The sequence below is a fragment of the Streptomyces sp. SD15 genome (genome assembly GCF_054462255.1).
Genome location: NZ_JBTLMO010000031.1, coordinates 1 through 14,040 on the forward strand (window position 1 = coordinate 1; position 14,040 = coordinate 14,040).

Annotated in this window: 17 protein-coding genes; 16 read left to right on the forward strand and 1 reads right to left on the reverse strand. The window is 69.2% G+C overall.

Annotated features, from left to right (window positions below; genetic code table 11):
* Window positions 1-147 precede the first annotated feature (147 nt).
* From ACX28W_RS27315 to ACX28W_RS27355, 9 genes are all read left to right on the forward strand, one after another.
* Window positions 148-2,022 carry a tyrosine-type recombinase/integrase gene (locus ACX28W_RS27315; protein ID WP_459002187.1) on the forward strand — a complete coding sequence of 625 codons (1,875 nt, stop codon included), beginning with the start codon at window positions 148-150 and terminating at the stop codon, window positions 2,020-2,022.
* A 200-nt stretch (window positions 2,023-2,222) separates the two neighbouring features.
* A complete protein-coding gene (locus ACX28W_RS27320; protein ID WP_459002189.1) occupies window positions 2,223-3,323 on the forward strand; it encodes a hypothetical protein in 1,101 nt (366 codons plus the stop codon).
* Window positions 3,324-3,901: 578 nt separating this feature from the next.
* On the forward strand, window positions 3,902-4,741 hold the full coding sequence (locus ACX28W_RS27325) for an IS5 family transposase (protein WP_459002190.1): 840 nt from the start codon (window positions 3,902-3,904) through the stop codon (window positions 4,739-4,741).
* A 252-nt stretch (window positions 4,742-4,993) separates the two neighbouring features.
* Window positions 4,994-5,380, forward strand: a complete 387-nt coding sequence (locus tag ACX28W_RS27330; protein WP_459002191.1) for a hypothetical protein — start codon at window positions 4,994-4,996, stop codon at window positions 5,378-5,380.
* Between the two features lie 100 nt (window positions 5,381-5,480).
* Window positions 5,481-5,906 (forward strand): hypothetical protein, encoded by a 426-nt coding sequence (locus tag ACX28W_RS27335; protein ID WP_459002192.1) that lies wholly within the window; start codon window positions 5,481-5,483, stop codon window positions 5,904-5,906.
* Complete coding sequence (locus ACX28W_RS27340; RefSeq protein ID WP_459002194.1) at window positions 5,903-6,316, forward strand: hypothetical protein; 414 nt, start codon at window positions 5,903-5,905, stop codon at window positions 6,314-6,316. The genes ACX28W_RS27335 and ACX28W_RS27340 overlap by 4 nt, the downstream gene beginning before the upstream one ends.
* Window positions 6,205-6,747: a hypothetical protein gene (locus ACX28W_RS27345; protein ID WP_459002196.1), complete on the forward strand. Its 543-nt coding sequence runs from the start codon at window positions 6,205-6,207 to the stop codon at window positions 6,745-6,747. The genes ACX28W_RS27340 and ACX28W_RS27345 overlap by 112 nt, the downstream gene beginning before the upstream one ends.
* Before the next feature lie 13 nt (window positions 6,748-6,760).
* Entirely contained in the window at window positions 6,761-7,456 is a 696-nt protein-coding gene (locus ACX28W_RS27350) for a hypothetical protein (RefSeq protein ID WP_459002197.1), read from the forward strand.
* A 23-nt stretch (window positions 7,457-7,479) separates the two neighbouring features.
* Entirely contained in the window at window positions 7,480-8,238 is a 759-nt protein-coding gene (locus ACX28W_RS27355; protein ID WP_459002316.1) for a hypothetical protein, read from the forward strand.
* A 177-nt stretch (window positions 8,239-8,415) separates the two neighbouring features.
* On the opposite strand, the gene ACX28W_RS27360 is transcribed toward ACX28W_RS27355, so the two are convergent.
* Entirely contained in the window at window positions 8,416-8,724 is a 309-nt protein-coding gene (locus tag ACX28W_RS27360; RefSeq protein ID WP_099498658.1) for a hypothetical protein, read from the reverse strand.
* An 889-nt stretch (window positions 8,725-9,613) separates the two neighbouring features.
* Between ACX28W_RS27360 and ACX28W_RS27365 the strand changes: the two genes are divergently transcribed.
* The 7 genes from ACX28W_RS27365 to ACX28W_RS27395 all read left to right on the forward strand — a co-directional run bounded on the left by ACX28W_RS27365 (window position 9,614) and on the right by ACX28W_RS27395 (window position 14,037).
* Window positions 9,614-10,021, forward strand: a complete 408-nt coding sequence (locus tag ACX28W_RS27365; RefSeq protein WP_459002198.1) for a hypothetical protein — start codon at window positions 9,614-9,616, stop codon at window positions 10,019-10,021.
* A 275-nt stretch (window positions 10,022-10,296) separates the two neighbouring features.
* Complete coding sequence (locus ACX28W_RS27370; RefSeq protein WP_459002200.1) at window positions 10,297-10,680, forward strand: hypothetical protein; 384 nt, start codon at window positions 10,297-10,299, stop codon at window positions 10,678-10,680.
* On the forward strand, window positions 10,677-11,480 hold the full coding sequence (locus ACX28W_RS27375) for an SPDY domain-containing protein (RefSeq protein ID WP_459002202.1): 804 nt from the start codon (window positions 10,677-10,679) through the stop codon (window positions 11,478-11,480). Before ACX28W_RS27370 ends, ACX28W_RS27375 begins: the two co-directional genes overlap by 4 nt.
* Window positions 11,481-11,505: 25 nt before the next feature.
* Window positions 11,506-11,862, forward strand: coding sequence for a hypothetical protein (locus ACX28W_RS27380; protein ID WP_459002204.1), 357 nt, complete (start codon window positions 11,506-11,508; stop codon window positions 11,860-11,862).
* Window positions 11,853-12,674 carry an SPDY domain-containing protein gene (locus tag ACX28W_RS27385; RefSeq protein WP_459002317.1) on the forward strand — a complete coding sequence of 274 codons (822 nt, stop codon included), beginning with the start codon at window positions 11,853-11,855 and terminating at the stop codon, window positions 12,672-12,674. The genes ACX28W_RS27380 and ACX28W_RS27385 overlap by 10 nt, the downstream gene beginning before the upstream one ends.
* A 169-nt stretch (window positions 12,675-12,843) precedes the next feature.
* Window positions 12,844-13,260, forward strand: a complete 417-nt coding sequence (locus ACX28W_RS27390) for a hypothetical protein (protein WP_459002205.1) — start codon at window positions 12,844-12,846, stop codon at window positions 13,258-13,260.
* Window positions 13,261-13,389: 129 nt separating this feature from the next.
* A complete protein-coding gene (locus tag ACX28W_RS27395; protein ID WP_459002206.1) occupies window positions 13,390-14,037 on the forward strand; it encodes an SPDY domain-containing protein in 648 nt (215 codons plus the stop codon).
* The last annotated feature ends 3 nt before the right edge of the window (window positions 14,038-14,040 follow it).

Here is a 14,040-nt window from a genome sequence, read left to right on the forward strand (position 1 = left end):
CGACCACTTCCTCGCCTTCACCAGCATCGCCTGCACCCTCATCTGCTATCGCAGACTCACCAAATGAGATGACGTCTTAAGAAGTACGCCGCCCAGGTCGCTCACCATGATTTCTCCTGGCCCCACAAACGCGAAGCGCTCTTCGATGTGTGCTGCCTGCTCGCGGTCCAGGGCATCGGCTTCGCCGACCTCACCCCGGCGGCCCTGCTCCACCACGCCCACGCCTCACGCACGGCGAAGGCTGTTCTGCGGCCCGGCAACGCCAACGTGTTCGCCGGGCATGCTGCCTGGAACGTCCTGCACGCGATGGGCCACTTCCCGCCCAGCACACCCGCCACCCTGCGGCAGGCCCTGCACCGGGGCCAGCTCACGCTCGAGGAACTCGTCGACCGCCACACCATCAGCAACCAGGGCGTCCGCCGGCTCCTGCTCGACTACTTCCACCGCCGCAAGTCCGGTACCGACTACGCCTCCCTGGTCAACCTCGTCCGCAACGTCGCCCACGACTTCTGGGCCCGCATCGAAGAGATCAACCCCGAGCAAGCCGATCTGAACATCCCAGCCGACCTCTACAGCGCCTGGCGCCGGCAGATCGGCATCCGCCACGACGGCAAGCCCCGGATCGGTGTCGACACCATCGTCATCGCCGTCCGCAGCTTCTACTACGACCTGCACACCTGGGCTGCCGACGAACCCGAACGATGGGCTCCCTGGGTCGCCTCATGCCCTGTCCCGCCCAGCGAACTACGCGGACTGGCCAAGCGCCGCCGCCGGATCAACGAGCGGTCCGCCGACCGAACCCGTCTGCGCCAACCCCTCCTGCCCCTGCTCGTCCGACACGTCGAGGAGCGCTACGACCACACCCGCACCCTCCTGGAACACGCCTCAGCAGCCGCCACCGACACGCTCCTCACCCACGGAGGCCGCACCTACCGCCGCGTCCTGACCGAGGAGGACCGCACACTCGCCCGCGGCGGCCACCGCACCCCCGTCCGCGTCCGGGACGACACCGGGCAGCTGGTCCAGATCGAAGCGGAGGAAGAGACTGCCTTCTGGGACTGGGCAGCGGTCAAAACCTTGCGTCACTCAGGTGCCCGCATCGAGGAGATGTGCGAGGTCAGCCACCTCAGCATCCGCCACTACCAGCGCAACAACGGCGAGATGGTCGCCCTCCTGGTCATCAGCCCGTCCAAGACCGACCGCGAGCGCGTCATCCCGATGTCCGCCGAGCTGTTCCACGTCATCGCATCGGTCATCCGACGGCACACCCGTGACGGCAGCCCGGTCCCGATCCTGCGGCGCTTCGACCCGCACGACAAGGTCTGGAGCCCGCCGATGCCGTTCCTGTTCCAGCGCAAGATCGGCTCCACCCGCAGCGTGATCAGTCCCGTGACCGTCCTCAACATGCTCGCAAGGTGCTGCAAGGACCTCGCTGAGCACCATCCCGCGTTCCGCTCGGTGACATTCACCCCGCACGACTTCCGCCGCATCTTCACCACCGAGCTCGTCAACAGCGGACTGCCCATCCACATCGGCGCCATGCTGCTCGGCCACCTCAACATCCAGACCACCCGCGGTTACGTCGCCGTGTTCGACGAAGACGTCATCCGCCATTACCTCGCCCATCTCAACGAACGTCGCGAGCTCCGCCCCGACGACGAATACCGCGACGTCACCAGCGAGGAGTGGGACGAGTTCGAAGAGCACTTCGACAAGCGCAAGGTCGAACTCGGCGCATGCGGGCGCCCCTACGGCACCCCATGCCAGCATGAACACGCGTGCATCCGATGTCCGATGCTCCAGGTCAGCCCGAAGATGATCAGCCGGCTTGACGACCTGGAAGCCGACCTCATCACCCGCAGAGCCCGCGCCCAAGCCGAAGGCTGGGCCGGTGAACTCGAAGGACTCGACCTCACCCTCCAGCTCCTCCGCGCCAAACGCGACGACACCCACCGCCGCACCCGACGCCCCACCGTCGACCTCGGCATCCCCACACCCCGCAGAACAAAGGAGGATCAGTGAAAACCAACTAAAGGTTGTCCCGTATGGGACAACCTCTAGAGCGGCTGGTGCTGCGAAGTGTCGTCGAATGACCGTTGCGCTGTTTGGGGCGGCCGCGCCTTCGTTCGACATGTCGCGGCAATCCGCGACCACATATGCCTCTACGGTTGCGACGACAATTGGAGGCTGACTGCACAACCTGACAGGAAGCCCCAGCAGGCGTGAGAGAAAGCACCGAGGAGGCCCTCGCGATGCACGCTCCCTGGCGCGGCACCCGTCGACTCGCCGTCATCCCCACCCTCGACGTCACCGTGGACACGAACCCACCAGCGGACTTTGCGGATCAAGTGGCCGCGCGGGTCTGGTACGACCCGGACCCCGCGACCGGCGTCGACCGCTCTCTCCGGCGATACATCAACACCATCTCCTACGGCTTGGCCGACTTCGAAGCCACCATGTATCCCGTCGTGAAGGCACCGGACGCCCGCACCCGCGAAGCCGCTATCGATTCGCTCCCCGCCGGACACGGGTACACCTCAGTGCTCGTCGTGCTGGCTAGCGGCGGAGCCCACCGCACCGGCTTCGCTTGGATTCACGACACGCCCCGCAACGGGATCACCAATACTGCTCGCTGCAACCTCGACGAGGGACTCGGGGTATGGGGAATGGAGCTCCTGCACGCCCTCGCAGACTTCGGCGACCTATACTTCACCGACCCCAACCTCGGCCGGTTCGACAACATGGCCTGCTCCTGCGGTACGCACCCCAGCGCCCACACGAAGATGGCGATGCAATGGCTCGACCCGGCAACGATTGGGAACCACGTCCACGGCGGCACTACCCACCACAACCTGCACGCGATCGGGCTTAGGCAACCGCCAACGCCCGGTCGGCACTCTGCTGTCCGCATCCGCTCCCGTGTGACCGAGCGTCACTTTCTAGCGGAAGCGCGCCTCCGAGTCGACGACTACGAGCGCGAGTCGTATGCCTCCTCGGGTATCCCCGGCGAGGGCGTAATCGTGTACGAGGTAGCTGGTACGACCGAGGTGTACTTGCGAACGGCCACGGCGCTGGGCGTGGGCGAAACGTTCTCGCTGGGCCCGGACGAACAGACGACGGTGCACGTGACGGGACAGATCCCCGGTGGATTCACTGTTTCGGTGGAGAGCCCAGAGCATCCCGAGTGCCCTGGGCTGCGCGACCAGATCGACACCGTAATGCAGGCTCTCCATGGGGAACTTGACCTGGATGACCGTCGGGAACTCATCGCGGAACTGCACGAGCTCAATAGGCGCAAGGCCGAACTGGGGTGTGCCTCGTAGTACTCCGGCAGCGGTCCGCTATCTGGCCTAGCCGGAGATGAGCTGGTCACAGCGGTGGCGCAAGCGTAAGGCCGTCGTCCGGCACCCTGCCACTACCGGCGACGAGCCCACCCTTGAGAGGGCGGTAAGTGACTGTTTGTCCAGCCTTGACGCGGCTTATCGAGGCGGTGGCACGCGGCGCGCTACCTCGGCGGCCTGGGACGATGCCGCTGACCGATCGGCTGCGTGGGGTGATTTCGCCCAAGCCGGTGTCGGCCTGAGCGGCCGGAGCCGGGCCCCTGTGGAGCGAACGACCAGCTCGCCTACCCCAACCGCTAAGACAGAACTCCATGTTCAGTCGCAAACCGCCCTCTCAGTGGGCGTTTGGAGGTGGTCTGTGTCGTTAAATGAGCTCTACGGTCGAGGGTTTTCACGGTTTTTGCCCCATGCGTGCACCTTCGCGTCCGTCGAGCCGTTGACCCGGCCACCCGTTTGCTCCGCTTCTCGTGCGTGAAGTCCGTCTGGTTTGAAGATGAGGCAGAAACGCCCAGCAGGCAGCGGAACGACATCGTCCGCCGCGTCCACGCCAACGCTACGAGGTGAGTCAGCGCAAGCCGTACCCCAGCGACCTGTCCGACGCCCGATGGGCCTTGATCGAGCCGACGCTGACGGCCTGGAGAAAGGCCCGGCTCGACCGCAGGCCCACCGGCCAGCCAGCCAAGATCGACCTCCGTGACGTGTTCAACGCGATTCTCTACGTCAACCGCACCGGAATCCCCTGGAAATACCTCCCACACGACTTCCCGAACCACGGCACCGTCTACGCCTACTACGCCGCCTGGCGCGACGAGGGAATCCTTGCCAGGCTCAATTACGACCTGACCGGACTGGCCCGCGTGAAAGAGGGCCGAAAACCCGAACCGACGGCCTCCGTCATCGACACCCAGAGCGTGAAGACCTCCACCAACGTGCCCCTGACCAGCCAGGGAACGGACGCCGCCAAGAAGATCGTGGGCCGGAAGCGGGGCATCGTCACCGACACGATCGGCCTGATCCTCGCCGTGACCGTCACTGCCGCGAACCTCTCGGAAAACGCCGTAGGAATACGCCTTCTCAACCAGGCCAAGAAGACCTACCCCAGCATCTCCAAGAGCTGGGTCGACACCGGCTTCAAGAACGCCGTCGTCGAGCACGGCGCAGGTCTCGGAATCGACGTCGAAGTCGTCAATAGAAACCCCGGAGTTCGCGGCTTTCATGTCGTGAAAAGGCGCTGGGTTGTCGAGCGAAGTCTGGGTTGGATCATGATGCACAGGCGCCTCGCCCGCGACTACGAGACCCTCCCGGCCAGCTCCGAAGCGATGATCCATATCGCTTCGATCGACAACCTCGCCAAGCGCATAACGGACGAGACCACCCCCACCTGGCGAGGAACCTACTAGGGCAGAAAGGGCAATCTGCCTAGATCAAACGCCCTCTCAGGGGTCAGCTCGTGGTCGTCCGGGTTCGGGGAGACGACCTCGCAGCCAGTGACATGGCTGATCACCCGCTGATTGTTTGGGGAACGGGCCATCCAGGACCCGGTCCTGGTCAAAAACGGGCCGTCCGGCGCCCCATGCCAGCAACCAATCAACTGTCCCCTCAGGAAAGGAACATCCCCCTGCGCCATAGCCCGCCCCGCCCATTCGAGTGAAGTGCAGAGAAGCTCTGACTGCTGGAAGGCGGCGCGCGATGCCGACACCGAGTCCAAGGAGGAGTGGCTCGCGGCGAAGCGCGCCGCTGCGCAGGAGGCTGCCGTCGCGTGGGCGAAGCAGTTCGACATGCCGCAGTTGGAGGGACCGGAGAAGGCCCTGGAGTGGGGCGAGCGATCCCGCCACCAGCTGATGACGGCCGCGCACACCGCGCTGGTCGTGGAAGGGACCTGGGACGAGGCGGACTGGGCGGAGCTGGAGGAGAAGGCCCGCGCCATCACCGCCGCCGGATGGTGGATCGACCAGCGCGACGCCGAGGGCACTGACCTGCTCGAACTCCTCAACGCTGCAGGCGAGAACGACCGCGGTACGGAGAACCCGTTCCGCTGACGGCGGGGGAACATAGCCGGGAAACGCCGGTTAGCCAAACCGGCGTTCCTCCGGACCATTGTTCCTCCCACCCCGCCACCGATTGCGTGGAAGGAACCGCATGTCCCAGCCCCCGCCCACTTCGGCCTTCGCCCCGACGCCCGACCCGCTCACCCCCGCCCGGGACATCACGCACCAGCACTTCCAGGCCGGTGAAACTGTCGTCGTCCTGAAGGGGGTGGCCGGCGGGGAACTGTGGGGCGACGCGATGCGCGTCGTCGCCCCGTCCTGGCACACCCCGACCGACGAGGACGGGTGGCGGCTGCGTGATGCGACCGGCGGCGCCCAGTCCTACGTCACCGGCCACCCCCGCTACCTCGTGCACCTCTCGCGCCGCTGCCCGGACTGCCTGATCTACCTGCGGGCCATGGAGGACGCCCTCCTGCCGCGGTACCCCGGCCATGACGAGCTGATCGACTGCGGCTGGTACACCACCACCGCCCTCAACCAGTTGGTGCACATCGCCGACATCCGGGGCGGCCGGTGATTCCCCGCCTGCACGAGCGGACCCACACGCCGCACGACCCGCTCGCCGAGGCGCTGAGGCGGCCGGTCTCGCCAAACGAGGGCCTGACGGAGTGCACGGTCGTCGCCCACTGGCCGGGCCTGGATTACTTCACCCTGGACGACGAGCAGAAGACCTGGACCTCCGTCCAGTGGGCCGAGCACCTCGAAGACCCGTACCTGGAGCACCCGTTCGCAGCCAGCCCGGACGACGACCGGCGGGCGATCCTCCACCTCGACATCCGGCTTCACCCGGACGACCGAGAGCTGACCGGACCAGAGTGGGCCGAAACAGCCCACCGCCTCGCCCGGGCCGCGGCATCGAGATTCCCGGCAAGGAGCACGGCTGCCGGTGGATCGCCGTTCAGGCCCAGCCCGGACGCCTCGACCTGATCGCCAACCCGATCCACCTCGACGGCGCGTGGCACGCCCCGCCCGCGGACATCCTGCGCCGCCTCTCGGACGAGGCGCGTCGCATCGACCAGGACCTCCACCTAATTTCCGTGCGCACCGGACCCGCGGCGCGGCCCGCCATCCGGCCGGCGCCCACGGCATCGGCCCAGCTCGCGAGCGTCCTCACGCAGCTCGCCGACGAGCAAGTCGGCCCGCTGGCCACGGTCCGCGGACTCGTCGAGCACACCGCCCACCGGATCGCCCGCCAGCCCGGCGCCGCCGGCACCGACACGGCGCACCGCCTGGAGCTGATCGCCCGCCGCCTACACGCCATCCAGCAGGACCTGGACAGCACCGCAGCCCACCTGGTCCAGCCCTGGGTCGCCGCCGTACCGCCCGCCGCCCGGCACACCGCCCACCGATCGCCGTAGGAGAAACGTCTCCTTGCCCCGTACCGACCGCTTCCTGGACATCCGCCGCGACCCGCACTCCGACGAACTCCTCGCCCGCGGCGGGGACTCCGAGGCACACAGCATCCTCCAGCGCGCGGGTTTCATCGCCGTCGTCCGCCTCCACGAGACCTACCACCGCGCCCCCACCGGCCTCACCGAAGACGACGAGAACCGCCTCGCCACCGACGCCGTCACCCGCCTCCGGGCAGCCGGATACCACGTCGACTGCGCCCCGGACTTCGACACCGACGCCCGGCCGACCAGTTACCTGCCGCTGGGCTTCTCCGTCGCCCACCGCGCCGAGCGCCTTCGTAACGCCACCACCACGGACGAGGCGGCCGACGCGCTGACCGAGCTGACCGCCGCCCACGACGGCATCCTCGCCGCGCTGGAGGAAGTGCTCACCGCCACCGCCGAGTTCCACGACGGTCTCGGCCAGCCGGCCGACCCCTACACCGCCCGGCGACTGCGCTACCTCGCCGACGAGCACCTCCACATCATCCGCACCGACCTCGCCCACACCCGCAACGCCCTCGCCGACCGGCACGCCCCGCACCCCGGCCGCAGCACCTGCACCGGGGAGGTCCCCACCACCGAACGCGAACGCTCCGCCGTGTGCGCCTGCCCGCCCCCGCCGCGCACGCTCCCGGCCCCGCCGCCACCGGTAGCCGCCGGACTGCGACGCTGACCCCCACCTCGCCCAAGGACACCATGCACAACCACGACACCTCCGAGCGCCTCGCCTCGTACGCCGACGTCCTCATCGGCGAGCTCCCCGACACCTGGACCAGCACTCACCTCCCGCCGGAGGCCAAGGACGATCTCGCCGAACTGGCCGACCGCATCTGGGACCTGGACCTAGTCGCCGCGTCCCTCGCCGAGTGCCCGCTTCAGCAGGCAGCCGTCCTGAGCCGCCCCGACGGCGCCCAGCTCGTCCTTCTGGACCGGCACGACGAACGCGACGGCTTCCTCATCGCCGCCATCGCCCCTCGCGCCCTGCCCGACGAGGCGTACCGCGCCGTCCCCGAGCCCAACGGCATCGCCCTAGCGGACGACCCGTTCCTTAGCGCGGAACAGATCGCCGGCGACCTGCTCGCCCGCTACGACAGCGCGCTCGCCCAGGTCCGGCACAACGCCCTGGGCGGCATCCAGCCCTCCCAGGCCGACCGGGTCGTCCTGACCTGGCAGCAGGACGGCAGCGTCGCCACCGCACCCGTCGACGACCGTGCCGGCGCGATCCTCGTCGCCCACGGCTTCGTCCAGGACCCGCAGAGCGGCATCTACCGCCTCAGCGGTGACGACACCAGGGCGCAGGCGCGCGCCCTGCGCGAGATCGGCCCGCAGCTGGACGCGCTCGGCATCGGCACCGCCCTCCAGCACCCCGCAGGCCGGACCGCGCCCACCTCCGCCCCAGCCTCCATGCCGCCCTCTCCGGCCGGCAGTCGTGCGCCGGCCACCAGGGCTCGATGAAGCAGACGGAGCCCGAGTTCTGGGTGCTGGAGTACATCACCATCACCAAGGATCCCCGCACTTCTGTTGGGGTGCCAAGCACGTCGTGCACTGTCGCAGTTCGCAGGTCCACTCACCCGAGTGAGACAGCCGCTGTAGGGGTGTCGTGCACGTCAGGGCGGGACAGAATGACGCGCGTCAGTCCTGGTCGGGGTCATACTCGAACACGTACTTGAGGGAGTCGAAGGTGCGTGCCGTGATGCCCTCAGCATCGCTCGGGTTGATAGGCCGAGTGCTTGCGGCGGCTCCTGCGGTGTAGTTCGCGATGGTGCGACCGGTCCCGTCTTCCACGGCAAGCAGTGCCGGAACCGCAGTGCCTCCATGGGCAATGAGCACCGCGACGCCGTCCCTGTAGTGCAGGGAGAGCATCCCCACATCTGCGGGGTCGACATCCTCCACCGGCCTGATGAGTCCGCCGTCTTCCGACGAAGTCTGCTTGTCGGTCATGGTCTTCCCCTTTGTCGTCGGGATCTCACAGGCTGTAACTGATCCTGCCACGCCCTGACCGGCCCCAAGCAGCGAACTGGGCGATGATCCAAACGAAACGGCCTAGACGGCGCGGCCACCCGGAGCCTTCCAGCTGTCCCGGCAACCGCGCGATACAAGGGAAGCAAGAACGCAACGTCGAATACGTGCGCGACACCTGTCGCGCTGCGCGCGGGCACCTCCGCCTTTCTGGTCAGCCACAACCCGCGCAACGCCAACGACTACGGGCCAGTAGCCATACAGAAGAAGTCCAGCCTGGTCGTCGCCATCGGCGGTACCGAGAAGGCGGCGGACATCCTCCAGCGAACCGGCGGCTTCCTCTCCGCTGCCGGACCGCGCGGTGATTACCACCGGCTTCCCCACGGCCTGCCCGTCGAGCAGCAGCGCCTGAAGGCGACCACCGCCTCGCACGCCCTGCTCGCCGCCGGTCACAGCGTCCACCTCGACCCCGCACTGAATGCGCTGGCCACACCGGACGGCGAACGTGACGCGGCCCTGCGCTACCTCGCCCATCTCGCCGAGCGGGCCTCTGCTGCCAAGACCGGCAGTTCGGTGGCCGAGGTGCTGACCGAGATCGCCGCCCCGGTCAACGGGCTGCTGCCCCTCACCAGGGAAGTGGTCGTCCGGGCCTGGATCGCCACCAGTGATCTCCAGGGGACTTCCCCCGGCGAGGAACCCGAACCCCTCGCCCGGCTCGGGGACACTGCCAGCTCCATGAGCCAGGCCGCGCACGTGATCCTCCGCGCCCGCAACCACGCCGCCCGCGCTCCGCAACCGGCGGCCCCCATACCGCCGCCGAGCACCGCCCAGCCCTCGGCCTCCCGCCGCCGTTGGCCCCGGAGAGATATGCATGGCCAACCTGGCCGACGAATACGGCACGGACGTCGAGATCTACATCAAGGCCCTGACGACCACCATCCACGCCGACACCCCCACCGGCGCCCCCGCCAAGCTCCACGACCTGCTGGAACAGCTCGGCCTCGAACGCCACGAATACCCCACGGGCGGGCCGCTGTACATCTGGCACACCGTGCCCGCATACCTGGGCGCCGACGAGCAGAAGCGCCTGGCGACCCGCGCCATCCCCGCTCTTCTCCTGGCCGGGTACGAGGTCAACTGCACGCCCGATGTCTTCGACGAAGCCACCGACCGGCAGGCCGTGCACGATGTCCGCTCCCGTGCTGCCCGCCCTGCCGCGCAGCATCCGGCACCGGCCGGCTCCCCCTCGCGCCCCGCACCGGCCCGGCGCGCCTCGTAAGGCCGCCCGGGCGGTCCCGGCGCCCGCGGGGCCGTCCACCGCACCGCTCAATCCCCGGAGAAACCCGTAGCAGCCCGCACACCCCCGCCGATCAGCCACCGGCTCAAACCCCGACTCGCGACCGCGCTGTTCCGCCGCTATCTGCGCGCCTGTATCCCGACTGGCCCGGACCGCGCTTCCCCGCTGGTCGGCGCCCGCCCGGAGGCTGTCCTCGCCGAGACGCAGCGCGTCGGCCACCGCCACCACCACTGACCGTCCCCCTGACCCGGAGGAGCATGTCCCACCCCGCCCCCTATCCGGTGAGACTGGCCGACGAGATCACACGCCAGCTCGGCCAGCTCGCCGATCACCTCTCTCAGCTTCCCCCTCCCCAGGCCGCGCAGGTCATCGCCCGCGTTCTCGACCCGGACGCCGGAGTCCTCGGCGGCGTCGCCCACCTCGTCGCCACCGGCAGCGTGTTCGCCAAGGACCAGGCCGAACGAGGCGCCCTCCCCGCGGAGGTGTGGCTCGCTCTGGGCCGTGCCTCGAACGAACTGCACGACGTCGCCCTCGACCTGGACGAACACAAGGGCACCTTTCAGCGCGTCGGCACCCAGCTCGCCACCACCGCGGCGAAGCCCCCGGCACCCGCACCGCTCGTCGTGCGGCGGCGCCGGTGAAGAAGAAGCAATGGCAGGGCTGGGGGCCAGGCGAACAGGCCGAGCAGCACTACCTCGTCCAGCCCCGTGCCGTCGCCGGCGGCGGCGACGTCCGGCACGTCTCGGAGTTCCTGCGTGCCTCGGGATGGCGGGACAGGTCCAAGACGAACGGCCCTCTGCTCATGGAGAGCCCCGACCGCACTGTCCGTGTCGCCTACGACCCCTACGTCCTTCCCGGCGGGTGGACCGTTCACGGCAGAGCGGACGGCCCCAACGGCGAGTGGTCGGCGCACCTGGGCCGGCAGACCCCGGTGGAGATCGTCGCCGGTCTGACCGACGCCCTCACCCGTTCCCGCTCCGCCCACGCTCCCAACGTCTGGGCACCGTTGGAGGAGCAGAACTGGCACACGCGTTTCGAGGGCGAGCACTACACCGCGACCAGCCCCGGCGGTGCCGCGTGGATGCAGTACCACCACAGCTCGGACGGCGCGGCGGTGTGGTGGACCGGAGCGAAGGACAAGCAGGGAAACGGCTGGACGGCCAACTTCACGCCGAACACGCCGATGCACCTGGTGCAAGCCTTTTCGGCCGAACTCGCCAACCCGGATCCCGTGATGCGCCCGCGCGGGCGCGTCCCGCACAGCGCACAGATCCGCACCTGGTCGGTCTCCGTCAAGCCCTCCCAGCTCCGTGCGTGGCAACAGGCCCGGATCACGGCTGCCCGCGCCGCGACCTGGGCCCGCAACAGCGCCCGAAGCACACGGCCACGCACCAGCGCCCGTCTCTATACCCACGCCGGCGGCGCCCGGACCCGCCGTTGACCCGATGCCCGTCCCAAGGAGCCCGATGCCCGCACTCACCCCGGACACCATCCGCACCGCTACCGAGACCCTGTCGGACCTCACCGACTACCTGCGCGAGAACCCTGACCCCGTGGAGGCCCTCGCCCTCGTCGAGCCCCTTCTCGATGAGTACACGGGCCTGCCCGTTCAGCTGGCCGACACCCTGCGCGCCCTCGCCCGTGCCTTGCAGGAGGCCCCGGACGTCCCGCGCACCGCGCAGGTCGACCTTCTGATCACCGAGTTGCGCACGGCCGCGTGGGAGCAGGCCGACCAGCACACCCTCCACTACGTCCTGGACGACCTCCGCGACCTGTACGGCAGTGCCGGCGGGAGCGAGCCGGGGTGCTGCTGGTGCCGCTGAGCGAACGGCAGCTCGCCGCGTACGCCGACAAGCACGCCGGGCGCATCCCGTTCGACACCAGCCCCCGCCACCTCGCCGGCCCCGGAGACGCCCGCCACGTCACCCACGGTCTGGCTGCCGCCGGATGGAGCGTCGTCTCCGACCCCCTGAGTGCCGAGGTCGTCCTGCGCAGCCCCGACCTGCGCCACCGCCTCCAGTTCGACCCGCAGTCCGCCACCTCTGCGTGGTGGCGGCTGCGGGCGGAGCCCACCGACACCGAGCCGGGCTGGTACGCCGAGTTCGGCGAACTCGTGCCCGCCGAGGTCCTCGCTGGCTTCACGGACGCCCTCGTCGTCCCGCCGCCACAGCAGCCGGACCCGTGGCAGCCGGTGACCTCGGCGGGGTGGCACCGCGACTCAGACGGCACAGCGCGCTCGCCAGACTCCATGTGTCACATCGAACTGCGCCCGTTGAGCGAATTCCGCGACCGGCCGTCCTGGCACGTCGAGACCCGTGAGCCCGGCCACGGAGAGTTCCACGGCCCGCGCATCTGGCACGCCTACTTCGACGAGCACACACCCGCCCACCTGGTCGGATCGTTCCTCACCGCGCTGGCCGACCGTAGCCCTCTCCAGCGCGGCATGTACGACCGCACTGGCCACTACAGCGCTGTGCAGGAGCCCAGCCCGCTGCGCCCACAGCAGGTGGTCGACGCCCACGCCGCGCGCCTTAAGTCCGTCCGCGCGCAGGCACGCTCCGCCCGTCGGCAGCAGACGAAACCCGCGACGACCCCGGCGAACGTCGGCCCAGCCCAGCCGGCCGCTCGCCGCTGAACCGACAGGACTCCACCTCATCTCCACCGACCACCGCGCACACCGCGACTTCCTCCGTCACCTCGACGACTATCTGAGCGACAGCAAGAAGATCCTCGACGCCTGGGACGCTTACTCCGACGAGCACACCGACCTCGACGGATGGCCTTACGACGACCACGCCTACGGCATGCGCGCGAGCCAGCGCGACGCCGACACCCTCACGGCGTTCGAGCCGCTCCGCTACGGCGCCCGTCACCTGCTGGCCACCGCCGAGACACAGCTGGCCCAGCTGCCGGAGAACACGGTGCAGAGCCGCTGGGTCTACCAGTTGGGCGTCCTGCGCGACGCCCTCGACCGGCTCGACGAACTGCACGAGCAGTGGCTGGAGACCCGAGACGCTCTCCCCGCCACCGCCAAGCCCGGCACCGCCGACTTCGACGACGCCCTCGCCGAGCATCACGCCGAATCGTGGAGCTACCTCGATGACTGGGCCACTCACGGCAAGGCGCTCCGGGAGATCAACTCCGCCGCTCGCAAGGCCCGTTCGCCTCTGGCCCCCATACCGGTCCCCGCACCCGTCCGGCGGATTGCGGCACGGAAGTGAGCATGCCCCCGGCTACCGAGACCGTCTAGGTCGGCTTCATCGCGTCACTTCGCTCGCGGCGGTGATCCCGCCTGGATCACCGTCGCCCTCCACCGTGCCTGCGGCTGGAGTCATGGCAACGACCCCCTGATGCCGCGCGTCCTGCTCGACAGCCCCGACCAGAAGGCCCTCCTGCGCCTGGAGCCCGACCTTGACGGACGGTGGTGGACCTTGAGCCACGCTGCGGAGCCGGACAAGCCCGCCTGGTACGCCAGCTTCGGCGCCCGCACCCCCGTCGAACTGATCGCCGCTGTCACCGACGCCCTGACCGACCCGGCCCCAGCCGCTGACGCGCCCACTGATCCGTACGAGCCGCTCCAACAGAGCGGCTGGATGCCCGACTCCGCGGACAACGCCCTTGTGTCACCCGACCGCATCGCTTACGTCCAGCGGCTGGGCAGCGCGGAAGAACCGGGAGCCTGGTTCGTCACCTCCACACTCGGTCTGGACCGGCCGGTGTGGCAGGCCCGCTTCGGCGCGCACACCCCCGCCCATCTGGTCGCCGCGTTCACCCGTGCACTGGCCGATCCGAAGCCCCTGCACCGCCCCGACAGCGGGCGCAGTCTGCCGACCCTCGACCCGAACGTCGTCACCCGCCGGGCCACGAACGTGCTCGCCGTGTACGTCGCCGGCGCGCTGGAACAACGCGTTCACTCCCTCGCTGACCGGCACACCACCGCGCCGACGGTCGCGATCCCCTCACGGCAGGCACCGCCGAGGCACAGCCGCAGCCGCTGACCC

Coding starts and splice junctions, on each gene's coding strand:
- ACX28W_RS27335 (WP_459002192.1), top strand. CDS start 5,481: ATGTCCCAGCCCCCGCCCACTTCGGCCTTCGCCCCGACGCCCGACCCG.
- ACX28W_RS27355 (WP_459002316.1), top strand. CDS start 7,480: ATGCACAACCACGACACCTCCGAGCGCCTCGCCTCGTACGCCGACGTC.
- ACX28W_RS27360 (WP_099498658.1), bottom strand. CDS start 8,724: ATGACCGACAAGCAGACTTCGTCGGAAGACGGCGGACTCATCAGGCCG.
- ACX28W_RS27365 (WP_459002198.1), top strand. CDS start 9,614: ATGGCCAACCTGGCCGACGAATACGGCACGGACGTCGAGATCTACATC.
- ACX28W_RS27370 (WP_459002200.1), top strand. CDS start 10,297: ATGTCCCACCCCGCCCCCTATCCGGTGAGACTGGCCGACGAGATCACA.
- ACX28W_RS27380 (WP_459002204.1), top strand. CDS start 11,506: ATGCCCGCACTCACCCCGGACACCATCCGCACCGCTACCGAGACCCTG.
- ACX28W_RS27390 (WP_459002205.1), top strand. CDS start 12,844: ATGCGCGCGAGCCAGCGCGACGCCGACACCCTCACGGCGTTCGAGCCG.
- ACX28W_RS27395 (WP_459002206.1), top strand. CDS start 13,390: ATGCCGCGCGTCCTGCTCGACAGCCCCGACCAGAAGGCCCTCCTGCGC.